The following is a 23,569-nucleotide window of genomic DNA, read 5'->3' on the forward strand; positions in this document are numbered from 1 at the left end:
AAAACAAATTGCAAGATGCGTCTATCTGTCCGAATTGTATTTTATAAAGGAGTCTTCCTTTTAGCTACCATACTTCTTCTTTTCATACAGCATGAATGTATTGCTCAAAGTGGAAGCATTCGGGATAAGTCTCTTACAGTAACAATTACCAACATGCCACTGTCTACGGTATTGAAAACGATCCAGGATATGTCGGGCATCACTATCTATTTTAATTCAAGTGAGATATCCCAATTTCAGAACATTACACTCGAAGCAAAAAACGAAAGCTTCTCACATATCATGAGGAAAGTGCTGGAACCACGGGGGCTGGAGTACCGCGAAATAAGCGCCGTTGCAGTAGCTGTGGCCTTTAAAAAAGCAGAACGCTTCGCAGAAAAATTAATCATAGATACCAGCCGTTCTATTCAAGGAAAGCTTATTTCAGAGGAAGGACAACCCATTGAAGGTGCAAGCATACAGGTAGCAGGAACTGGCAATGGGGCAGTATCAGGGCCAGATGGTTCCTTTCTAATAAATAATATACCAGCAAAGACTAAGTTAGTCATCACGAATGTATCATTTCTCTCAAAAGAGGTGACTGTTGGTAGCAAGTCCAACCTTGGCATAATAGTTTTGAAACACTTTGTAGGGGATTTGGAGGAAACGGTGGTCAAGGGTTACTATACGACAAAGAAAAAATTTAACACAGGAGGAGTCGTAACCATTAAAGGCGAAGATATTGCCCGACAACCGGTTTCAAATCCATTATTAGCAATCCAAGGTAGAGTGCCAAACTTAGTGATTACGCCGACGAATGGTTTACCGAATGGACCAGTTTTTTTACAATTAAGAGGTCAAAACAGTATTTCTGTAACTAATGGGCAGCGCATGCCTACTCAACCGTTAATAGTGGTTGATGGTGTACCTTATCAAAACAATATAAGTTCCGGGGGAGGGGATGCCACATTTGGAAGTGTCGGGTCTCAGATTTCTGCGTTAAGCTTTATTAACCCTAATGATATAGAAAGAATTGATATTTTGGCTGACGCAGATGCAACTTCAATTTATGGCTCACGAGGAGGAAACGGGGTAATTTTGATAACGACAAAGAGAGGTCGAGAAGGAAAGACCTCCATCGGCATCAATGTTTCTACTGGTTACAACGAAGTGCCATCTAAAATTGAGCTTTTGAACACACAGCAATATCTTCAAATGCGTAGAAATGCTTTCAAAAGCGACGGTTTGGCGGTGCCTGACCATTCCTCCCCTGTCAAAACATATGAAAACTATGATCTTACTGTCTGGGACACTGCAAGATATACGGATTGGCAAGAGAAATTTCTAGGACGTTTGGCACCTTTTACCAATGCCAATCTATCGATTAATGGTGGAAACCAGTTGATGCAGTTTTTACTTAGCGGCAACTATAATAGATCGAAACTCGTGTACCCGGGAGATAACAATTATGAGACTGCTACGGTGAATTTTAATTTAGGTACTAGTTCCGCCAACAATAAATTCAGAACTTTGTTCGGAGGTACCTACGTCTATAATAATTCTTTTAGTCCTACAACGGACTTTGCGCGACTTGCCGTGGTCTTGGCTCCCAATGCGCCATCTATTTATGACAAAGAAGGGAATTTAAATTGGGAAAAGCTTCCAGACGTACAAAACGATGCCAGCACATGGACCAACCCCTATGCGCAATTGTTGGTTACTACTACATCCAAAACTAATTCTGTTAGAGGAAGTATTGACATCAGTTATCAAATTCTTCAAAATCTATTTATAAAAACTTCCGCCGGCTACACAGAGACGAACACACGTAATTTGTCTTTAACTCCGTTGGCTTCTTTTGATCCTTCAATGTCAAATAAAGTGAGTTTGGCGGTTCATAACAATGTTCAGGCGAAATCCCTGACTGTCGATCCCCAGATTGGTTACAATGTCAACATTGGTAAAGGAAAACTTGAGGCCCTTGCGTTGCTATCTTATCAATCACAGAGCGAGTATACGGAGACGTCTACTGGGCAAAATTTTTCTAGCGATGTTTTGCTGGGAAGTCTGGAGAATGCAGCATTGATTACAGGTGCGAATACGAGTATGCAGTATAAGTATGTAGCTTTGTCAGGCAGACTGGCATATAATTGGGACGGTAAATATCTAGTAAACTTAACAACAAGAAGGGACGGAAGCAGCCGGTTCGGCCCAGGTTATCAGTTTGGCAGTTTTTGGTCAGTCGGAACCGGATGGATTTTCACTGAAGAAAATTTTATGAAAGGCAAACTGCCTTTCTTGAATTTTGGAAAACTTAGGTTCAGTTATGGAACGTCTGGGAATGACGTGATTGGGGATTATGCTTACATTGAGCTGTTTCAGGGAAACAAAAATTTCGCTTATCAAGGAGGCAGCGTGTTGTTGACTAATGGTGCGGTAAATCCGGACTACCATTGGGAAACAATAAAAAAGTTGGAAACAGCTTTAGAAGCTTCTATGCTTAATGGACGGGTAACGACCTCAGTAGCATATTGGAGGACTAGAGCAAGTGATCAATTGGGAAATTATCCTCTTCCATCAACCGCAGGTGCTGATGTTGTCACAAGAAATCAAGACGCTGTAATACAGAATTCAGGTTGGGACTTTATAGTAAATTCCAAAAATATCGCTTCAAAGGCGCTACAATGGTCAAGTACCATAAGTTTTGGCATTCTTAAAAATAAGTTGCTTGCCAAGCCAGAAGGGCTATACAATAACTTTGGATTAAACCGGTTTGTGGAAGTCGGTAAGCCGTTCGCGGGTTTTGTTGCAGTATACGAATATAAAGGTGTTAATCCTGCAACCGGCTTCTACCAGTTTGCAGATAAGGCCGGCAATGTAACGACTTCTTTGTTTAACTCATATGACGAAGCTAAGAAAGTGGTCATCCAACCATTGACACTTGGGTTGTCGAATTCTATTTCCTTTAAAGGCTTTACACTAGATTTTTTTATTCAATTTACAAAACAGGTTGGGCGCAATTATCTTTTGGATGAAGCCTTTAGCAGATATAGTAGTTTGAACTATGGAAATTTTCTTAGTATGCCTTACTTGGAGTACGGCAACCTACCTGTTGAACTTTTAAATCACTGGCAAAAGCCAGGGGATGTCGCTGCCATTCAAAAATTTTCGACAAAAAGATTTGATTATCCATTACGAGATCTATATAGCCGTGCTAAAAGCAGTGACTTGGCCTGGACTGATGCATCTTTTATTAAATTAAGAACTCTGTCTTTAGGTTATAATTTTCCTGCCAATATAAATACAAAACTAAAAACGCAGAATATTCGTGTTTATATACAAGCTCAGAATTTGCTGACAATTACTAACTATAAGGGGCTTGATCCGGAAACACAAAGTGCAACCGTTTTACCTCAATTACGTACCGTAGCTGGTGGTATCCAAGTAAGGTTTTAACGCAGGATCAGCCGTTCAGTAAGTCTAGCAGGTCTAGTTGGTACTAATCATCCTGTTTCTATTGATGTGATTTATGACAGTATTCATGTTGGGAGAATATTAGCAACAGTTGAAAAGCAAATCAAAAAGAATAAAATATGAAAAATATTAATTTGAATATAGCGACATCCCGGTCAAAATTTAGCTTTAGTATAGTAGATAGTGTTTGTTTCATGTTCGTTCTTTTATGTCCGGCAATTATATGTTTATCCGGTTGCAGAAAAATGATTGAGATCGACATGCCGATCAATAAATATCCCGTAGAGAAGGTATTTGACGAAAAAAATACAGCAGTAGCGGCTCTTTCAGGTGTGTATGCCGTTATCGGTTCTGGTGAAGGCTCGTTAATGACAGGAGATGTTGGCCTCAGTCTTCGGTCAGGTTTTATGGCAGATGAGCTTTCCCCGTTAGTTATGGAAACGGTGCCGGAATATCAGAATGTTTATAATGCGAAAGACGGTTGGCCCATCTGGTGGATGTTTGTATACAGGGATTACATCTATCAGCTAAATACGTCAATAATCGGTCTTGAGAATTCGACAAAATTAGCTTCAGTAGATAAAAACATACTTTTAGGTGAAGCTAAATTTACCAGAGCATGGCTTTATTTTAACCTCGTAAACTTTTATGGAGGCGTCCCAATTGTCCTAACGAATGATTTTAGGATTAATGAAAAAATTGCCCGATCTCCTGCATCGGAAGTATATAAGCAAATAGAAGAGGATTTAAAGTTCGCAAAACTGCATTTAACTGAGAATTATCTAAATCGCGAACTTCTTGATGATCCTCAGGAACGGGTTCGGCCAAACAAATTTGCGGCAACAGCACTGTTAGCGCGGGTATATCTTTATTTAGGGCGATGGCAGGAGGCTGAACAAGAGGCAGATCAGGTAATCAGCAATTCTGCTTATGAGCTACTAACTGACCTTAATCAAGTGTTTCTTAAAAACAGCAAAGAAACAATTTGGGCGCTTCAACCCAATGTCAATAGTTTTTCTGGTGTTAATACTCCCGATGCAAAAGTGCTCATTAATCGGTGGGGATTTCTTGATCCCGATTGGTATTTAAGTAGTTTACTGACGAGCGCTTTTGAGATGGGAGATATGAGAAAGACAGCCTGGACGCAAGAAAAAGCCGCTGGTTATATTGCGTACAAATACAAACAAGGCTATGGAACAAGTGAGCAAACTGAATATACAATCGTGTTGCGGATCGCTGAGCAGTATCTGATTAGGTCTGAAGCAAGGGCGATGCAGGATAAACTGTTAGGTGACCATAGCGCAGTAAGTGATCTAAACCTAATCAGGGCACGCGCTGGACTATCCGAAACCTCTGCTAAGACTCGTGAATCTATTTTAGCAGCAATTTCGAAGGAAAGACAAGTTGAATTGTTCTTAGAGTGGGGCGACCGATGGCTAAATTTAAAACGAACTGGCAACTTAAATGAAGTTATGACAGAAGTGTCAAAATCTAAAGGAGTCGCTTGGCAACCTTATAAATCATTGCTGCCCATACCTTATGATGAATTCAAATGGAATCCATCGTTAAGGGGGCATCAAAATCCTGGATATGGTGAACAACCCTAATCTTTAACTTGCAAATACACAAATATGCGATATTATAAAAATTGGATGCTTTTATTTTTGATAATTGGTCTATCAATTGGGTGCAATAAAGATATCAACGATCCATATTCTTACTCAGCCGGAATAGTAGTGTTTAATGCATCTACTTCTATGCCTTCGGAGATTAAAGTGAATTTTACTAACGAAGAGTCTAATTTTACGGCTGCCGAACAAATTGGCTATTATAATTTTGATGGAAAATTTGCCAATGGATCTACAGCCTTGGGATTAATTGCTGGAAAGCCGACATCTCTAAAGGTTATTGCTGTCGCGGACTCTACTAAACTCATATTTAATGAATCTGTCACACCACACCCAGGGGATATTTATTCATTGTTTATTACTGGTGCGGGCGATGAAACCTCCGGACTTCTTGTAAAGGAAAACATTCAAAAAAATGTTGATAGTGTAACTGGCGTCCGTTTTATTAATCTTTCTCCTAATGCAGGTGCGATTAGCGTTAATATTCAAGGTCAACCCAATGGTTCTGGGGTGGCTACCCTAGGCTTTAAGCAAATAACATCATTTGAACCATATCCAGTGAGTTCTCCCGACCAGTTTTATATTTTGGAAATAAGAAATGCGGACAGTGGGGATTTATTGTCCACTTATTTTTTGAACCAGCTACCGGTCTTCGGCAATACCACCCTTATTATTCGTGGTCTGGTAGGAGGCAACCCTGGCTTTGACATAACAAGGGTCAATAATTAACCCGTCAAATTGTGCCATCGAGGCTGTGGGGCATTACAGGGAAGATGTACAGGTTTATATCTCTGGAGAGTTTACTTGTACAGGATGTTTTCCTCTTGCAAAGTTCTTTCACTAGGACTTTGCATGTAAGTCTTCCTACACTGTTTCAGACGTTTGGGACTAACAACACAGCGGGAAATTAACTGACGGAGAAAAGTATGGAGGATCATATGAGATAGAAATATGTGGTGGCACTAAATTTCCTATACGTTTTCCCTCTTCTTTTGCCGCTCATTAAATAGCTATTTCGACGATCCATGATAATACTTCAGATGGCTTCATTAAATGCCTCATTAGATTAATTAAAGTAAAACTTCAATTGTAATGTTTTTAAAAGAATGCAGATTGTTAATCGTGAGCTTTTATACCATTTTCCTTGCAACTGGCGCTGCTGCTCAGCAAAAAACGGCCTGGCAGATACAACCAGGTTCAATAATCACCCGCTGGGCTGGCACTGTTTCTCCTTCGAAAGTGTTACCGGAATATCCGCGGCCACAATTGGTGCGCAGTCAATGGATTAATCTTAACGGGCTTTGGGATTACACTATTACTCCAAAAACAGTAGATGCACCAGGCGCTTTTATAGGATCCATCCTCGTTCCTTACCCCATTGAATCGTCTTTATCAGGGGTTAAAAGGAAATTGAAGCCAGAAGAATTCCTTTGGTACAAACGCAGTTTTAACAAACCCCTAATGAAATCAGGCGAAAGATTATTGCTCCATTTCGGCGCTGTAGATTTCGAGGCTGCAGTGTTTGTAAATGGTAAGCAATTGATTGTTCACAGGGGTGGGTATCAACAGTTTACAATAGACGTTACCGACAATCTTAAAGAATACGGTAATGAGCTGAGAGTTAGGGTATGGGATCCTACTGACGCTGGTCCTAATCCCCATGGTAAGCAGGCTTTAAATCCGGAAGGTATTATGTATACTGCAAGTAGTGGTATCTGGCAAACGGTCTGGATGGAGGTAGTTCCCGATAATTACATTCACGCACTCACCATCACACCTGATATCGATAAGCAAACTGTAACATTGCAGACAACCATTGGTAAAGGGGGACGGGCGTTTTCAGAGGATTTCAGTGACGCGTTTAATACAGGTGTAGATCTTTCTACATATTCCATTAACGTACAAGTTAAAATAGGTAATTCAGTGGTGAGTCGGTATACAGCACCTGCTGGCCAATCAATCGTCGTTCCGGTGAAGCATCCCCACCTCTGGACTCCAGATGATCCGTTTCTCTATAATCTGGGAGTGCAACTTGTTAACCAAGGCAAAGTGGTGGAGCAAGTAGAAAGTTATTTTGGTATGCGTAAAATTGCTATTCATAAAGATGAAAAAGGAATACATAGGATATTTTTAAATAATAGCTATATCTACAACCTCGGCACATTGGATCAAGGCTTTTGGCCAGATGGATTGTATACGGCGCCCACAGACGAAGCTTTAAAGTTTGATATTGAAGCGTCAAAAGCAATGGGTTTTAATACCATTCGTAAACATATCAAGATAGAACCGGATCGCTGGTATTACCATGCTGATAAACTAGGAATGTTGGTTTGGCAAGATATGGTAAACCCGGGAAATGACACCAAGGAGGGGCATGATCAATTTGAAAAGGAAATAAAAAGAAACATTGCACAGCTCTATAATCATCCCTCTGTTGTGACCTGGGTGTTGTTCAACGAGAAATGGGGGCAGTATGATCAAGAGCGTCTTACCAAACTGATGAAGGAATATGACTCTACACGCCTGGTAAATGGCCATTCCGGCGAAATGCTATATGTTAATGACCTGCTCCGCAGCCCCTCACCCAATGCCTGGGTTGCAGCAGATATGACCGATGTACACTCTTACCCTTTTCCCAGAAGTGCCCCCCTTCAGCCAGGGAAAGCAATGGTGTTGGGTGAGTTTGGGGGTATTGGTGTACCGGTAGAAGGTCATCTATGGAATGATCTGATGGCTGGCTGGGGATATGATGGTATAGTTACTCCGCCCATGATGCAAAAGCAGTACACTGCTATGGTGGATTCATTGAAGGTATTGGAAAGCTCAGGCCTCAGTGCATCTATTTATACCCAACCTTTTGATGTTGAATCAGAACAGAATGGACTCATGACTTACGATAGGGCAATTATCAAATTACCGGCAACCACGCTAAGGAGGATTCATTCGAAATTATGGCCTGTAACCAACAATTATACCATGGCCACCAGAGGATTTTCCGCAGTAGTAGCCGATACCATTAATAAAACATATGCAGCCAGCCTAAAAGAATACAAAACGGGACGTCGGGATTCGGCCTTTCTACGTAGGATGGCTCTTTTGGCGGAAAAGAATAGTGATACGGTAACCGCCAACAAAGCTGTCAGTGAATATATTCAGTCATTAAATAATCCGCTGAATGAATCTAATCTTAGATTCATTGCGAGGCTTACAAACAATACACGTTCACCAGGGTTTGTTATATTGTTCAATAACATAGATAAAATTAATGAAGTGCTAGGAAAGGATAAGGCCGAAGAAAGTATTGTAATAGCTATTGAAGCTGATGAAATTGAACCCTTCACAAAAAAAGGCATGAAACCAGATTGGCAGGCTATGGAAAAGAGCGCGGTAAGCAAGTTTGGTGACCTCGGTCAAGAGACTGTCTGGCAGACAATGGTATTTTATTCTCTCAATCATCGACAATGGGATGTGTTTGGAAAAACGTTAAAGCCATGGTTTGAAAAGTATGGTAATAAAAGAACTTGGATAAATTCTGGGCTGATCAATAGTTTAGCCTGGGCAACATTTGAACATAGCAACGATAGAGAGGCTTTAGAGGTTGCTGCTGAAATGTCTGCTCGCGGTCTTGAGCAAAATGCAATGGCGGCGCTGCTAGATACTCATGCGAACCTGCTTTATAAGTTAGGTAAAAGAAACGAGGCGCTGAAGTGGCAGGAAAAAGCTGTAGCAATGGAACCGAGCAATGATGAGATCAAAACTAATTTTGAGAAAATGAAACGTGGAGAACCAACTTGGCCGAGTCTTAATTGATCAACCGTTTCCTCAATATCGCAATTCCTTGGAGAGTCAGTTCCAATTCTAATGTATAGCCCCAGGAAACGAGGGTGTCACAAAAATAAAGTGACACCCTTCTTTATTTTTATATACGGCTGTATAGAGTGCTATATGTAAGTACTATTATCGTGGGCCAATCTCAATATGATGCGATATGGAGTATTGTGTGGAGATCTCGTAGCTATTTGAGGGATATTTAGGCATTTTATGCCACTTTCTTTCTTAGATTATGGACTAAAGCTAATAATCCCATTTCAATATGAACTTTATCGATGCCTCTAAGCATGAAGCGTTTAAAGTGGTGGTTATGCTTAATATTGGCGAACACAGGTTCTGTGTCGAAGCAACGCTGCTTACGTTTGCTGATGCCTCGTTTGGTTTTTAACCGCTTATTGGCTTTCTGTTTTAGCCTATTCCAGTTATGGTTAACCTCAATAATTCGATTGCCTTTCTGCTGATGGCACTCGCTTCTCAAAGGACACCCTTCACAGTTTTTGGCCTGATAACGAGTAATGGTTCGTTTGTAGCCGGTACGTACGGCTTGTGGAAGTAAAGGAACCAAGCGTCTTCATGGATTTTCCTATAGGGCAGTAATAGCGGTCCTTTACCGGATCATATTCTAGTTTGTCCACGGTATAAGACTTTTTACTACGTAGACGATTATTTTGATCGCGATCAAACTGGTTATGTTTCACATACCCTGTGATCCGTTTGTTTTCCAGCCATTGATAATTCTGTTCGCTTCCGTAACCGGCATCGGCTGTTACTGTGTTAGGTTTGCTACGGAACTGATGTATATGATCCTGAAGGTGATCAATTAGAGTGTCTGTAGTTTGCCTGTGAACACTATAAGAAGCAATAAATTGGTTATTAGTACTGATTTGTACATTGTAAGCCGGCTTTAACTGCCCATTTTCATATGATCTTCCTTCATTCGCATAAAGGTGGCATCAGGGTCAGTTTTGCTATAACTACTTCTTTGCGTGCCTAATATTTTTTCCTGCTGTTCATATTTTTCAAGCGCTGCAGGCCAATGCCTCTTAGCATAATTGAGCTTCTGCTTTATTTTTTTATCCGCTGATTTGTTTCCTTTTAAGGCCTCATTGATCTTTTCTATTGTCTGGTTTACCTTCTCTTTATCTATTTTATCAAAACCTGATGGGTCTGTGTCATCCAGTTCTGATGCTGCTATACTTTGAGCGTATAGCCACAGCTCATTCAATTGTTGCTTAATTTTCTCTTTATTATGTTTAATGGCATTCCCCAAAGGTGTACCGGTTGGCATTGGTTTCTATTTTTGTTCCATCCGTGTAGAGATCCTTTATGCTTAGTAAGCCCTCTGCGCACAGCAATAGCACCACCTGGGTAAATATTGGTTGCAAGCTCTTTTGTAAGCGTTTGCCTACTTTTTGCTAAAAAAGAAGGTGCCCAATTACTTTTGAGACACCCTCTTCTATATTTAATCTCTGCAGTTGTCCGGTGCTATTGCCTCGCAGCTGCGGGAGGACAGTATCTTCAGATCTAAACTCATGGGCTGTATGTTAGCATTGAGGTTAATATGTGTTTTTACCAGTTTCAGAAGGAGTTGCTTTTGTAGTTTGTATGAAAAGTGCAGGTGTTGACAACCGATCTATGGGCATCTCCGTCTCAACTTTAGGTAGGGATATTTCCAACGGGCTCAGTGTAGTGGCCATCTGCTGCAAAGGGCTTGATAATGCCTTGTCTTCTGTATAGGTTATCAGAAACTTGTGAATAACTGTTGACACAGTGCGGCCTTCCTGTGCGGCATTGTTTTTTGCCTTTTCCTGTACGTCAAAAAATGTCGAATAACTGAATGGGATTCTTTTCATAACAGAGCATTTTTAAGTTTATAAAATGTGATGTACCAGTCATGGGATATAGACGACTGTCATATATTGCATATGCTATCATTACTAGTTACGTCACCAAAACACGTACATATACTTCATATAAGCAAGCTATTTTTTATCAACCTCATTGATTTCTTATGCCTGTTAATACAGCAGCCAACCCGAGTTAATATCTTTTAAGCGCCAGGTGCATAACCAGTTATTTTTGAGCTAAAAGCAATTTTGGCTCTTCCAGTTTTATTAATTTAGACCCGTGAATTGTTCCTGTATTCATCAATAAAGAATCGGTTGTGGGACTTTGTTTCTTAATAACCGAAAATTATATCTCGATGAATTATTATCTTGACGAAAATGTAATACCGCAGTTCCGGCAAGGCAACCCTACCGCTTTCCGCGAGGTGTTTGACGCTTTTTACCGTTCCCTGTTTTATTTTACTTTTAAATTCACCAGGAGTCAACCAGAAGCCGAGGAAATATGCTTAAATAGCTGCCCTAATTTCTGTTTACCGTAATTCCGAAGGTATCAGAGCCTTTGAAATTAAGCAATTTATACTTTTCAAGTATTTATAAGACAATCTTTTAACTTAACTATGAGAATGCCGGATCGCATAGGTGACTACCAGATTTCGAGCTATATTACCGCTTCCAAGGTATCCGCTACCTCGTCATCAATATCAAGGGCTTCAGTATATATGCGTGCCTGTTCTTCAGTTTCGTGCCCAAAGGCTTCCTGGATGAGCTTCATATCGACTCTTTCCTTTAGCAAGTGTGATGCAATGGCATGCTTCGCAACCTTAGTAGTAATATGTTTTGGACATTGGATCATTTTTTCCATGTCGAATAAATCTTCATTGACGTCGCGCAGTGCACTGATAATTCTTTGTTTTATCTTTTTTGCATTATGATGTTTGGTGGTTATATAAGGTAGAATGTAACCGGCATCGCTTTGTAGGGGGTAACTCTCAAAATATTTTAAAATGGCCACTGCCTTGGGACGTAATTTAAAATCGTATTTTCTCCCTGTTTTTTGGCGGCGATACCTCAGCCGGTTGCCGATCCAATTTTCTCCTTTTTTAAGCAATGCAGCGTCACAAAATTCCATGCCGCGGGTGTAATAAAGAAGAAGGAATAGGTGCCTTGAACGATTATGCCTACTTAATGGATCAAGTTTTAAATCAAGCAATGCATCAATATATTTCTTTTCAATTATACGCTTTTTTGATGGAAATTTTCTGTAAGGCTTAAATTCTATATGAAATTTAGGGTGGTACTTCTCCGGGCAGAGCTTCTTTTTCTGAGCTAAATTCCATATCCTGTAAAAAGTTCGTAGATATACGGAAATACTACTGTCTTCCGGAACTGTTTTTTTAAAGAACCTCTCATATGCCTGAAAATCTTCCTTAGTAAAAGCTGTAAATGTCTTGTCCGCCTTTATCACCTTTTTTAAGGAATTTCGGCATGAAACGAACACTGATGCTATACCTGGACGATCGTCTTCAAAGCACTCTTCGATAACCTGTTGGGTAAACTCATGAAATTTCTTTCGGGCAGCCGGCTTTTCATACTGGGGCTTTGATTTCGATTTGACCTTTTTCTTGATGTCTGAAAGAGTAAGAAAATCGTCACCATTTTCCAGGGCCTTACGGATCTCAAATTTTACCTCATCCTTTAAAACATTTGCCCTTATCTTGAATCGCCTGATATTGTGGATGGCTTTCACGTAACTCATCCTTTTCTGAATCCCAATGGGACTGACTAGAGTGGAATCCTGTGGTAAGATATTTCCGGTCACCTGCGCAGTAAAGCTGTAAATAAATTGGGAAGGAACCTTTTGCTTCCGGGTCACTATAAACCCACAGCTTGAGGCTAAAAACTACATCTTCAACTCTCATATCGCTTTCACTTTAAGACGCTAAGATAACGGAAATAAGCAGACGCCCCATCTCACAAACTAACAAAAAACTAACAAAATGACATACTAACTCGTGAAACTCGAAAAATTTAAATGAAACTTAACTAATTGATACACATCACTGTTTTAAATTTATTGAATATAAATGAATCCTAATATTATGACAAATTTACTGCATGGCATGCAAGAGGTCACCGGTTCGACTCCGGTATTCTCCACAAGTTAAAAGCTTTAGAATTTCTTATCAGTAAGGATTTTAAAGCTTTTTTTGTTTGTACAAGGTGTGAGTTTAGTTTATATTTATTTTTCAAAGGCCCTGGCTCGTTTGCCCGATATCAGCAGTCCCTAAATCTATTAAGAAAGATGCCAATTCCCAAAGGGCATTTGTGTCTATAGCTTGTAGCATATTCTTTTGATGCTGGACAAACTTCTCCTGTCTTGTTGCACTGTTAAAGATGACCCAAGGTATCCCTATCAATTTGTTTTAAATGGTAAAAAAGATTACTCTTCTCCTGATTCTCATAGCAAGTGTATTTACAAGTGCCTCTGCTCAATATGTAGATATGGGGAGTGGTGTTCTTAAGAATCACTTATGGTGGTTTGACTGGAATGGATTTACGTTAACGAACGGTGCATCCCGCAATTTCACCACTGATGATGGCTTGAAAGTAAATATTACGTTTTCGCAGGTAAGTGGTCCGTTGCTTGCTCCCAAGGTGATGAATACCTGGTCGGGAGCTGTACTTCACTACCTATATGATTTTTCTGACCCGACGAAGATGCCTGCTTTTTATAATTATACGCAGGGGGCGGGTTCTTATTTTACCATGACCATTACCGCTACGCGTGATGGTCAGCCGGTTCCTTTCACTTTCCTGGCTGCAGATGCAGAGGGCAGTCTGAGTCCTGTGGAATTTACCACATTTACTACCAGCGGAGGAAACTGGAGTTTCCTGGACTTCTTCCGAAATTCATCCCAGACCGGTAATCCTGTAACCGGCTGCGGTACACAGCAGATCGTCATTACGGATACACAGGGTTCCCTGGATGGCACTCCCGTTGGGCAGAATCCGCTGATGGCCACTGTAGCTCCCGCTAGTGGTAAATTGACCGTAGCTATTAAAATGGAAAGAACGGTGCCGGGTGGAATGGGCGTAGCATTTGGTGTATATGCACCACTAGACAGAGGTGACCTGCCCGCTGGTTATGGATATGCGAGGCATCTGTTAAAATATGTACGCAGCAATGGCTGTAATTTCAATCCTCCTTTTCCTGCCCTTACCCAGGATGAAAGCCTGAAACTCGGAAATACCGTAGGAGATGCAGATGGGGCTGATAATATAGACGACAATCTCAACGGAGTTGATGAAGATGCCATGACAGCGTTTCCGGATTATACCGGTAATGGTACTTACAGTCTTCAGGTGCCTCTTTCTAATACAACAGGCGCTGATGCCTGGCTGACCGGAAGTTTTGATTATAACAGGAACGGTGCGTTTGATATCAATGAAGCAGTGACGGTTGCCGTACCTGCTAATGCAACTGTTGCCACATTGAACTGGACAGGATTGCCATCTCTGTTCACAATTGGCAACGGCGGACTGTTTGCATTCAGGTTTCGTTTATCTTCTAACCGTGCTGCTACCCAGGATGTGTCCATTGCGGCAGATGATGGGGAAGTGGAAGATTATATGGCACAGGTAAATTCTCCCTGCGCTATTACGACGAATATGCCTGCAACTGCCATTTGTACCGGCAAATCCGTGCAATTACAGGCGTCTACCGGCGGTGTTACTTATAACTGGAGTCCAGCTGCCGGACTATCCGATGCAACTATTGCCAATCCTGTTGCTTCTCCAATCACCACAACGAACTACGAAGTAACAGTGGCAGATGCGGGTGGCTGTGGAGGGAAAGGGAATGCGCGGATAGTTGTCAATGATATAGCGGATGTTGTTACCCGTGTGGATACAACCGTCTGTAATGGTAATCCGGTACAGCTAACTACGCGTTCTGTCAATGGTACAACATTCAGTTGGGCGCCTGCCATAGGGCTCAATAACGCTAACATATTATCTCCCGAAGCTAATCCCGCTGCTACCACCCGTTATACTGTTACAGCGGATAATGGTACGGGCTGCGTTAGCCAGTCTTCAGTACTGATAACCGTGCTGGGAACTGCAATGTCTGTAACACCTGCCGATACTGCTATTTGTGAAGGAACTCCTATAACCTTACAGGCAACAGGCGGAGATACTTATGAATGGCTGGAAAATGGTATCGCGTTAGGGGAAACAGATAATTCGATCACTGTCTTACCTGATCAGGCCAGCACTTATGCAGTTAATATTATCAATAATACCTGCCGTACAAATAAAAGCTTTGTGATTCCGGTAAGCGTGAATCCTCTGCCTGCTACTGCCATTACAAGTACAAACGATATTGATTGTTCCCATGGCTCCTCCATGCTTTTTGCTATTGGAGGAATAAAATATGCCTGGGATAGTGTTCCGGCAATCAGTAGCATGGCGATTGCCAACCCGGTGGTATCGCCCACACAAACGACCACTTATTATGTGACCATCACGGATGAAAATAATTGTGTTAACCGTGATTCGATCACTGTATCTGTGGATTTAAGCGCCGGGCTAAGTGTATACCCGATGCCATCAGCCTTTACACCTAATGGTGATGGAAAGAATGATTGCTTTGGGCTGAGATACTGGGGAGGTGTAACGGAACTTACATTCATGATATATGATCGTTGGGGAACATTGGTGTTCAGTACACAAAATACAGGCAAGTGCTGGGATGGCACTTTTAAAGGCATATTGCAACCTACAGGTGCATATGTGTATTTTATAAAGGCTAAAACACTTTGTGGTGAAGTAGAGCGAAAAGGCACAGTCACACTGTTGCAATAGGAGAAGCCGGTATTCTCCCTGAAAGCCTTGCAAAGAGATCTGCAAGGCTTTTTTATTTATAGGGGAGCAGCCATCCAGGGCCGCAAGATCACTGAGGAATGAAAAATTAAAAGAGATTTGTATCTTCAGCCCTAATTATTGAATTTCAATGCGATCTGGGATAATTATGTGGTCGTGAAATTCTCTGAAAAAAATAGGAGCGACTTTGCGGGAAATTTTGAATATTTCAACCAACAGTTCACGCTGATAATAGCCGATAATAATAAAAGGTTTACAGGGAGATTTCATGCACATATTTACTGGGGAATGCAGTGTCTGGCTTATTGAAATGCTTTCAGACAACCTGGGGACAATCCTGATATGACGTAGCAGCGGAGATAAAAAAATCTCATTTAAACCACAACTGTACAATAACAGCGGCTTAGTAGGAAGTTAAGTCAATAGAGCATCTGGAGCAGATTATGCAACTTAAACTGTACGAGAAGCAATTAACGTAGTTTGAAGATAAATATTGATAGTATTCCTCCATCGTTTGCGTTGACTTATCAACGCTGATAGCGTCACCGAACAGACCTAATAGAGATGTTAAAATAAATTAAGTTATGAACAGATTACTCATGCTCTTCTATTGTATGACGAGTTGTTTGATCCCCTGTATGGCACAGGACAAAGTGCCTCCATCGGTCCTGCAGCAGCTTCTGAAGAAGGAACGTCCGGATACAACTGATCTGCGGAAGCTGTTTAACACAGGTGTTTCGTATGTCAACAGGCCGGGCATTGAGCGGGGGGATATGGATACAGCTTCTATGTGTGCCGCGAAAGTGCTTACATCTGCGGTAAACATAGGTAGTCATTTATGGGAAGGCCAGAGTTATTTATTGTATTCGAAGATCCTGCGTGAACAGAATGATCTTGCGAAAGGAAAGGATTATGCACTGAAAGCAGAAGCTATTTTTAAGCAGTATAAGCAAAAGGAAGCGCTCGCAGATACATACATGGAACTGTGTGATTATTATCCGCCGGTAGATATTGAACGCCTTAATATCAGGCTTAAATATTATCGTGAGGCTGCAGTGCTCTATGGTGAGTTGGGCTTGAAATTAAAGCAGGCAAATACGCTTTACAGGCTTGGTGACTACTATTCCTTCCTGCCTGACTACAACGAAGCGAAAAAGGTATTGTTGCAATCATTGGCCCTTTTTAAGGAGCTGCATGTTGAAGAACTACAAGGGATATATAACCTGCTGGGGGCGATGTGTAATCAGCTGGGAGATTCCGATAATGCGCTGAAATATGCTTTGTTATCGTTAAAAACAGCGCAGGCGGTCGGAGACAGCAGTACACAGCTTTGTACTATTTATAACAGGTTAGGGATGATCTATATCAGGGTGGTGGATATTCCTAAGGCAATGCAAAGCTTTCAGAAGGCGCAGGAAATCGCCATCAGATTAAAGGATACACCTGCGATGCAGATACTGGCCCGCAACATCGGCCAGGCCTATCAGAAGATGGATAAACCCGCAGAAGCATTGAAAGTGCTGAAACACGAAGAACGCTATTATCCACCGAAAAGCCCCGAGAATAAGATACTGATGTTTGAAAGTATCTTAAATGCTTACTGCTTAATGGGAGATTTTAAGCGCGGTGCTCCCTATGCGCAGCAGCTGGAAGACATGCGGCGTACGATGTATCCCGACGATGCCTATCTGGAATATGTATATACAGCGTTGGTCAATTATTACCTCGGCATTCACCAGTATAATACAGCGCACCAGTATGCCCAGGTAATGCTTACTGCAGCAAGTAAGAACGGTAACTTGTCATTCCGGGCAAAATCATGTTCCTTTCTTTACCGCGCAGACTCTGCTATGGCTAACTATAAAGAAGCATTTGAGCATTTGCGGATGTATAAGCTGGCGAATGACTCCTTGTTTAACATAGCCAAAGTGCAGAAGGTCGGTTATTTACAGGTGCAATTTGAAACCGAGCAGAAAGACCAGGCGCTGACGCTGAAAGAGCGGAATATAGAACTGCTTACCCAAGAGGCGCAGGCGGCCCGTTTTACCCGGAATGTGATCATTGGTGGCGCCGGTATGCTGATAGCGCTGCTGCTGTTAGGCTACAACCGTTATCAGTTGAAATTGCGCAGCAACCTGCAGTTGAAACAACAGCAGGATGAAATCAACCGTAAGAACCAGTCACTGGAGGAGCTAATTACTTCGCAGAATAAATTGCTGGATGAAAAGGAGTGGCTGGTTAAAGAAATTCATCACCGTGTTAAAAATAACCTTCAGATTGTTATGAGCCTGCTCAATACCCAGGCCGCCTTCCTTGATGATAAAGATGCGTTGAATGCCATCAGGGAAAGCCGTTACCGGATGCAGGCAATCTCTCTCATTCATCAGAAGCTGTATCAGTCAGACAATATGGCGCTGATAGATATGAACATGTATATTAACGAACTGGTGATATTCCTTAAAGATGGTTTCTCCGATATCAACCGGATAAAATTTGATCTTCAGATTGCGCCAGTGAGACTTGATGTATCACAGTCTGTTCCTGTAGGGTTGATCCTGAATGAAGCCATTACCAATGCCATGAAATATGCGTTTACTGGTGATGGTACTATCATTGTTTCTCTTCAGCCGACAGGTGCAGGTTACCTCACGCTCATGATCGCTGATAACGGGAAGGGTTTTCCTGAAGATGAAATACCTACGCAGAGAGGTTCAATGGGGATGATGCTGATGCATACGCTGGCTGAACAATTAGACGGAAGTTTGCATATTCAGAGTCGTGATGGTGTTACCATTACTGTCAGTTTTAGATACCAGGAGAAGGAAATTTTTGATACGCCAGTAGCGGTTGAGGACAATGTTACGGATTATGTATAAATAATAAAATTACCGGTATAGAATTATACCGGTAATTTTATTTTATCACGCTGGGTATCTCCCCATGCAGCCAGCGACCGAACTATAGGAAGTAATGTTTTCCCTTCCTCAGTCAGCGCATATTCAACGCGCGGAGGCACTTCTGGAAATGCAAAGCGTTCCACAAAACCATATTTCTCCAGTTCTTTTAATTGCTGTACGAGCATGCGCTCGGAAATATTCGGGATGAGAGACTTTAGGTGACCATACCTTATTCTTCCATTGCCCAGATGCCAGATAATACCCGGTTTCCATCTACCTCCGAGTATACGTACCGCGATAGCCATACCACATGTTTCATAGAGCTCTTTCGCGTTAAGGGCATTGCTGGAATTCTCTTTTCTCATTTCTAACATGTTTGTCAGTAGTTAACAATTTCAATCCTGCTCGCAAAGATAATTATAAAGTCTCCGATGTATTCAATTCTTACTGTTTAGTAAGCAATTAACAATTTCCCGCGTACTTACCCGGGCCGTCCCACTGTTCTATGTTTGCGCCTTAATAAATCAATTCAGGACAATTATGGAAACGAGGAACATTGCCTTAATTACAGGCGTAAGCAGAAAAGAAGGTCTGGGGTATGAAACTGCCAGGCAATTGGCAGGGCAGGGGTATAAGGTGATCATCACTGCGAGAGATCATCAGAAAGCGGAGCAGCTTGCAGCATCTATGCAGCAGGATCATCTGGATGCTGTGTCTATGGCACTGGATATTAATCATGCAGATAGCATCAGGAAGTGTGTGCAACAGGTTACAGAACAATTCGGTCGCCTGGATGTACTGATCAACAATGCAGGCGTTATGACAGACTTTACTTCCACTATCGCCACGGCTGATCTGGAGGTTGTGAAATCATGCTTTGACAGTAATGTGTTTGGTCCCTGGCAGGTGACGCAGGCATTCCTGCCATTGCTCAGAAAAAGCAGTCAACCGCGTATTGTGAATGTGACCAGTGGTATGGGTTCATATGACGATCCTGCTTTCGGATTGCATCACTTCCCCGGAGCACTGACAACATATGCACTGACGAAACTTACGTTCAATGCCCTGACGGTAAAAGCTGCCAAAGAGTTGAAGGACGAAGGGATATTGGTGAATGCGGTATGCCCGGGTTTTACTGCTACTTATGAAGGATTAAAAGAACAGGGAGCACGGCCAGTGGAAGAGGGAGCGAAGAGCATCGTATGGGCAGCTACGTTACCTGCGGATGGACCTACGGGAGGGTTTTACCGTGATGGAAAGCCATTGCCCTGGTAATGATATACGGTGAAAATAAAAAGCCACTGCAGGGGCTTTTTATTTTCAGACAAGGAATTACATATCCTTAAAGATTTCGGCAATAGCGCTTTTCAGTTCTGAAGCCAGCAAGGGTTTCTTTAACAGTTTTAACACCATCGGATTGGCATAGGTACGACTGAGGTCTCCATAGTCCAAAGAAGACGATACCATGATGACATGGCATTGCGACTTGATCTTGGCAGGATAGCTGTAAAATGCCTCCAGGAATTCAAAGCCATCCATCTCAGGCATTTGTATGTCCAGCAGCAGTACAGTAGGCGGTATCTTTGGCAGGGTGATGTTGGAAGACAGGAACTCAAGCGCTTTGTTTGCGTTATTAAAGGCAAGCACGGTTCTGCTGATCTGTTGCAGCGTGATGAGTCGCTCATGCAGCAGCAGATCTACTTCATTGTCATCTATCAGTATTACACGTAAATCAGGAATCGAAATCATTTCTGTTGGGAATGCTTATTTCAAATTGTGTACCTTCTCCATACTTTGATTCAACGTTGATAGTACCGCCAATTTTATTCAGCGCTTCTTTTACAATATACAAACCAATACCACTTCCTGGTTTATTATTATTTTTTGAACGGAAGAACATCTTGAAGATGTTGTTGAGGTGCTCACTAAGTATACCTATCCCGTTATCTTCGATGGACATGGTTGCTTTATGAGGCTCTACTTTTACTGACAGTATCACTTTCGGATTACTTTCGTCTGGTTTCTGGTATTTCACGGCATTCGAGATCAGGTTATTCAGAATAACGCTGATACGGAAAGTGTCTCCCTTGAAATCCACCGGCTGATCCACGTTCACCTGGAACTGTATGGATGTATTCTGATGGCGGAAAGATCCGATGCATTCCTGGATTAGATGTTCAAAGTCGATCTTTTCATATTCCACATCCAGCCTGGAATTACGGTAGTATTCTATGATCTTCTGTATAAACCCGTCCAGTTTGAGGATACACGCCTCAATCATATTGAGATAGCCATTAGGATCAGTCACCGAGTTGTCGAGGCGGCTCAGGTTAATGATACCGAGTACGGACATCAGCGGGGAGCGGAGGTCATGCGAAGTGGAATAGATGAAGCGGTTCAGCTCATCATTGATCTTTTCCAGTTCCAGGATCTTTTCCTTCAGCTGTTTGCGGGTAGAATATATTTCAAATGCATTGTTGATAGCGCGGTGCAGTTCATGCTCATCCCAGGGCTTTTTGATGTAGGAGAAGATATGGCCCTTGTTGATGGCATCAATGATATCTTCTACATCCGTATAACCTGTTAGGAGGATACGCATGGGGTCGGGGAGAGTATCCTTTATTTCATTAAAGAATTCGACCCCTGTAGATACGGGCATTTTCTGGTCGGCAATGATGATGTGGACATCAATGCTTTTCAATAGCTGTTTGCCTTCCTAGGCAGAATTGGCGGTATAAATTTCATAACTTCTGCGGAAACCGGCTTTAAAAGCATTGAGGTTATGAACTTCATCGTCAATGTACAAAATCCTGATACGGTTGTCTTTCATCCATTTTCGTTTTTGTCCGCAGGTTCAACTTTCCGGGTTGATCAAATGGATTTCCTGCGTGGGTATACTAAGACGCATGAGCGGTTACACTCATAGGTAAATATATAATAAATTCTGCACCCTTATCAGGCGCAGTGATTACCTCTATGCGTCCGCTGTGCTTTTCGATAATACTGAATACGATTGAAAGTCCGAGGCCGGTACCTTCACCCACATCTTTGGTTGTAAAGAAGGGATCGAAGATCTTTTCTTTCACTTTTTCTGTCATGCCGGGGCCGGTGTCTTTTATACTGATAAGGGCAAGACCATTATCTTCCCTGGTAGTAATGGTTACCATTTCTTCGCGGTCTTTATTGTTTGTTTTTATGGCATTAAAGGCATTGGTCAGTATGTTCATGAATACCTGGTTCATTTTACCTGCATAACACTCTATTTTGGGTAAAGAGCCGTATTCCCTTACTACTTTGACATTAGGCGGTATATTATTTTTGAGTAGTACCAGGGTACTGTCCAATCCTTCATGCAAATCCACGGATTTAAGCTCGCTTTCGTCCAGCCGGCTGAAGGTACGTAATCCCTTGACGATTTCGGACGTTCTGGTGGCACCGTCTTCAATTCCCTTGATGAGTGAAGATATTTCGTCATGGATGTAGTCAATATCTATTTCCTCTTTAAAAGCGGCAATATCCTGAAGTGCTCCATGAATATCCTGAGATTGTGGCAAGGCATCGTATTTTTCCAGCAGCGTTTTGATATCCTGGATATCCAGCTTCAGTGGTTTTATATTAGATGTGACAAAATTGATCGGATTATTTATTTCATGGGCAATACCTGCTGTCAGCTGACCGAGGGACGCCATTTTTTCCCTTTCCACCAGTTGGGTCTGTGCATCTTTCAGGTTCTTCATGGCTATATTGAGTTCTTCATTACTGGTTTGCAGCTCTTCCGTACGTTTATGCACTTTGTCTTCCAGTATGATATTTTGTTCCCTTACCAGGCGTTCATTTTCCTGGGATGCCTGCAGTGCTTCCGCCTTGAAAAGGTTGATCTTATAGGCCAGTGCAAAGGACAGGAGGAGTGCTTCCATGGCAGATCCTATCTGCAGGGCATAATAGGTAAATTCGTTGTATGGCAACACATTCGCATTCCGCAGCACAAATACCAGTACGCTGAGCAGGAATATGGACCAGGCAATCAGGAAGAACCTGGCAGAGCTGTATCCCATAAGGCTCATGCGTGCCGATATATATAATACGCTGAGGGCTGCAATGCCTACTACTACCTGTACCCATATCTGAGCAACAATATACATATCCAGCAGGGAGGGGACGAAACAACCGACATAGAGTGCAATAAGTATATTAATGAGTTTGTGTCCGGTCTTATAGTATTGTTTGGTGAGCAGGAACTGCTGGATGAACCAGAGGGCCGTCAATCCGTTCACGATAGGGACCAGTACCGTGGCGTGCTGGGCCATCCAGGGGCTGCCCGGATAAATGAACCGGAAGGTGTAGCCCTGCAATGTGGCCTGTGTAAGGCCTACAAATATGTTGTAGGATACATAGGTCAGGTAGCTGATATCTCTTGTGGATATGTACAGGAAAAGGTTATAACAGGACATGGCCAGTATAACCCCGATGTATAAACCAAAAATCAGTTCCCGGTAGTCATTTTTCTCCATGACCTGGTCCCGGGTACCTACAAAAATAGGTAGCTGCAGTTGTTCCCCGGCTACGACCCTCAGGTAATACTGCCTGGTGGTGTTGGGATGCAGGGCGAGGGGAAATATGTAGTTCTGATGATCCACAGGCCGGTTGGAATAGCTGGTAAATTCACCCAGGTGGGTGGTTTTATAGCTGCCGTCCGGCTGCCGTTCAAACAGGGTAATATCGTCGATGGTGGGGTATTCCACTTCCAGTAACAGCTCTCTGAGGTCAGATTCATTCGTGATGGTAAATCTTACCCAATGGGTGTAGGGAGTGATCTGGAGATTGGGAACATTTTCATCCGGAGAGGTGAAAGGTGCTTTGGTGACCGCGTTGATATCCAGTTTGTTAGTCTTATCGGTGTATATCTCGAGGTTTTTGCCGATCCGGGTCAGGGGCATATTGTTTCGGAACACGAAAGGAGGGGCTGCCTCCAATTGCTGGAAACCGAAGATAGTAAGGAGCAATAGAACGATAAATCGGAACATGCGTTAAA

The 23,569-nt window shown here is 42.2% G+C and carries 15 protein-coding genes and 1 pseudogene; 7 read left to right on the plus strand and 9 right to left on the minus strand.

Annotated elements, in window-relative coordinates; all coding sequences use genetic code 11:
• The first annotated feature begins 15 nt into the window (after positions 1–15).
• From CLV42_RS04240 to CLV42_RS04255, 4 genes are all read left to right on the plus strand, one after another.
• Positions 16–3,435: a SusC/RagA family TonB-linked outer membrane protein gene (locus CLV42_RS04240; protein WP_106600623.1), complete on the plus strand. Its 3,420-nt coding sequence runs from the start codon at positions 16–18 to the stop codon at positions 3,433–3,435.
• A 137-nt stretch (positions 3,436–3,572) separates the two neighbouring features.
• Complete coding sequence (locus tag CLV42_RS04245) at positions 3,573–5,060, plus strand: RagB/SusD family nutrient uptake outer membrane protein (protein WP_106600624.1); 1,488 nt, start codon at positions 3,573–3,575, stop codon at positions 5,058–5,060.
• A 24-nt stretch (positions 5,061–5,084) separates the two neighbouring features.
• Positions 5,085–5,810, plus strand: coding sequence for a DUF4397 domain-containing protein (locus CLV42_RS04250; protein WP_106600625.1), 726 nt, complete (start codon positions 5,085–5,087; stop codon positions 5,808–5,810).
• 363 nt (positions 5,811–6,173) lie between these two features.
• Positions 6,174–8,891 (plus strand): glycoside hydrolase family 2 protein, encoded by a 2,718-nt coding sequence (locus tag CLV42_RS04255; protein WP_106600626.1) that lies wholly within the window; start codon positions 6,174–6,176, stop codon positions 8,889–8,891.
• A gap of 229 nt (positions 8,892–9,120) precedes the next feature.
• Here the strand turns inward: CLV42_RS04255 and CLV42_RS34535 are convergent, their stop codons facing one another.
• The 5 genes and pseudogenes from CLV42_RS34535 to CLV42_RS04290 form a co-directional block, all read right to left on the minus strand.
• Positions 9,121–9,477 carry a transposase gene (locus CLV42_RS34535; protein WP_106600627.1) on the minus strand — a complete coding sequence of 119 codons (357 nt, stop codon included), beginning with the start codon at positions 9,475–9,477 and terminating at the stop codon, positions 9,121–9,123.
• Positions 9,401–9,897: pseudogene (locus CLV42_RS34540) on the minus strand (transposase); the annotation flags it as partial. The pseudogene CLV42_RS34540 and the gene CLV42_RS34535, both read right to left, overlap by 77 nt.
• 571 nt (positions 9,898–10,468) lie before the next feature.
• Positions 10,469–10,765 (minus strand): hypothetical protein, encoded by a 297-nt coding sequence (locus CLV42_RS04275; protein ID WP_106600630.1) that lies wholly within the window; start codon positions 10,763–10,765, stop codon positions 10,469–10,471.
• 652 nt (positions 10,766–11,417) lie between these two features.
• A complete protein-coding gene (locus CLV42_RS04285; protein WP_170117382.1) occupies positions 11,418–12,506 on the minus strand; it encodes a phage integrase SAM-like domain-containing protein in 1,089 nt (362 codons plus the stop codon).
• Positions 12,448–12,678 carry an Arm DNA-binding domain-containing protein gene (locus tag CLV42_RS04290; RefSeq protein ID WP_106600633.1) on the minus strand — a complete coding sequence of 77 codons (231 nt, stop codon included), beginning with the start codon at positions 12,676–12,678 and terminating at the stop codon, positions 12,448–12,450. Before CLV42_RS04290 ends, CLV42_RS04285 begins: the two co-directional genes overlap by 59 nt.
• A 508-nt stretch (positions 12,679–13,186) precedes the next feature.
• Here CLV42_RS04290 and CLV42_RS04295 point away from each other — a divergent pair.
• Complete coding sequence (locus CLV42_RS04295) at positions 13,187–15,622, plus strand: CshA/CshB family fibrillar adhesin-related protein (RefSeq protein WP_106600634.1); 2,436 nt, start codon at positions 13,187–13,189, stop codon at positions 15,620–15,622.
• Positions 15,623–16,224: 602 nt separating this feature from the next.
• Positions 16,225–18,516, plus strand: coding sequence for a tetratricopeptide repeat-containing sensor histidine kinase (locus CLV42_RS04305; RefSeq protein WP_106600636.1), 2,292 nt, complete (start codon positions 16,225–16,227; stop codon positions 18,514–18,516).
• A 23-nt stretch (positions 18,517–18,539) separates the two neighbouring features.
• Here the strand turns inward: CLV42_RS04305 and CLV42_RS04310 are convergent, their stop codons facing one another.
• Positions 18,540–18,902, minus strand: a complete 363-nt coding sequence (locus tag CLV42_RS04310; RefSeq protein ID WP_106600637.1) for a winged helix-turn-helix transcriptional regulator — start codon at positions 18,900–18,902, stop codon at positions 18,540–18,542.
• 175 nt (positions 18,903–19,077) lie between these two features.
• On the opposite strand from CLV42_RS04310, the gene CLV42_RS04315 reads away from it, so the two are divergent.
• A complete protein-coding gene (locus tag CLV42_RS04315) occupies positions 19,078–19,812 on the plus strand; it encodes an SDR family NAD(P)-dependent oxidoreductase (RefSeq protein WP_106600638.1) in 735 nt (244 codons plus the stop codon).
• 57 nt (positions 19,813–19,869) lie between these two features.
• Here CLV42_RS04315 and CLV42_RS04320 read toward each other — a convergent pair whose 3' ends face one another.
• The 3 genes from CLV42_RS04320 to CLV42_RS04330 all read right to left on the minus strand — a co-directional run bounded on the left by CLV42_RS04320 (position 19,870) and on the right by CLV42_RS04330 (position 23,561).
• On the minus strand, positions 19,870–20,286 hold the full coding sequence (locus tag CLV42_RS04320; RefSeq protein ID WP_106600639.1) for a response regulator: 417 nt from the start codon (positions 20,284–20,286) through the stop codon (positions 19,870–19,872).
• A complete protein-coding gene (locus tag CLV42_RS04325; RefSeq protein WP_245901459.1) occupies positions 20,270–21,238 on the minus strand; it encodes a sensor histidine kinase in 969 nt (322 codons plus the stop codon). The genes CLV42_RS04320 and CLV42_RS04325 overlap by 17 nt, the downstream gene beginning before the upstream one ends.
• A gap of 196 nt (positions 21,239–21,434) precedes the next feature.
• Positions 21,435–23,561 (minus strand): sensor histidine kinase, encoded by a 2,127-nt coding sequence (locus tag CLV42_RS04330; protein WP_106600640.1) that lies wholly within the window; start codon positions 23,559–23,561, stop codon positions 21,435–21,437.
• Between the last annotated feature and the right edge of the window lie 8 nt (positions 23,562–23,569).

Source organism: Chitinophaga ginsengisoli (assembly GCF_003014595.1).
Taxonomy (GTDB): Bacteria; Bacteroidota; Bacteroidia; order Chitinophagales; family Chitinophagaceae; genus Chitinophaga; species Chitinophaga ginsengisoli.

Coding starts and splice junctions, on each gene's coding strand:
- CLV42_RS04240 (WP_106600623.1), top strand. CDS start 16: ATGCGTCTATCTGTCCGAATTGTATTTTATAAAGGAGTCTTCCTTTTA.
- CLV42_RS04245 (WP_106600624.1), top strand. CDS start 3,573: ATGAAAAATATTAATTTGAATATAGCGACATCCCGGTCAAAATTTAGC.
- CLV42_RS04250 (WP_106600625.1), top strand. CDS start 5,085: ATGCGATATTATAAAAATTGGATGCTTTTATTTTTGATAATTGGTCTA.
- CLV42_RS04255 (WP_106600626.1), top strand. CDS start 6,174: ATGTTTTTAAAAGAATGCAGATTGTTAATCGTGAGCTTTTATACCATT.
- CLV42_RS04275 (WP_106600630.1), bottom strand. CDS start 10,765: ATGAAAAGAATCCCATTCAGTTATTCGACATTTTTTGACGTACAGGAA.
- CLV42_RS04290 (WP_106600633.1), bottom strand. CDS start 12,678: ATGAGAGTTGAAGATGTAGTTTTTAGCCTCAAGCTGTGGGTTTATAGT.
- CLV42_RS04295 (WP_106600634.1), top strand. CDS start 13,187: ATGGTAAAAAAGATTACTCTTCTCCTGATTCTCATAGCAAGTGTATTT.
- CLV42_RS04305 (WP_106600636.1), top strand. CDS start 16,225: ATGAACAGATTACTCATGCTCTTCTATTGTATGACGAGTTGTTTGATC.
- CLV42_RS04310 (WP_106600637.1), bottom strand. CDS start 18,902: ATGAGAAAAGAGAATTCCAGCAATGCCCTTAACGCGAAAGAGCTCTAT.
- CLV42_RS04315 (WP_106600638.1), top strand. CDS start 19,078: ATGGAAACGAGGAACATTGCCTTAATTACAGGCGTAAGCAGAAAAGAA.
- CLV42_RS04320 (WP_106600639.1), bottom strand. CDS start 20,286: ATGATTTCGATTCCTGATTTACGTGTAATACTGATAGATGACAATGAA.
- CLV42_RS04330 (WP_106600640.1), bottom strand. CDS start 23,561: ATGTTCCGATTTATCGTTCTATTGCTCCTTACTATCTTCGGTTTCCAG.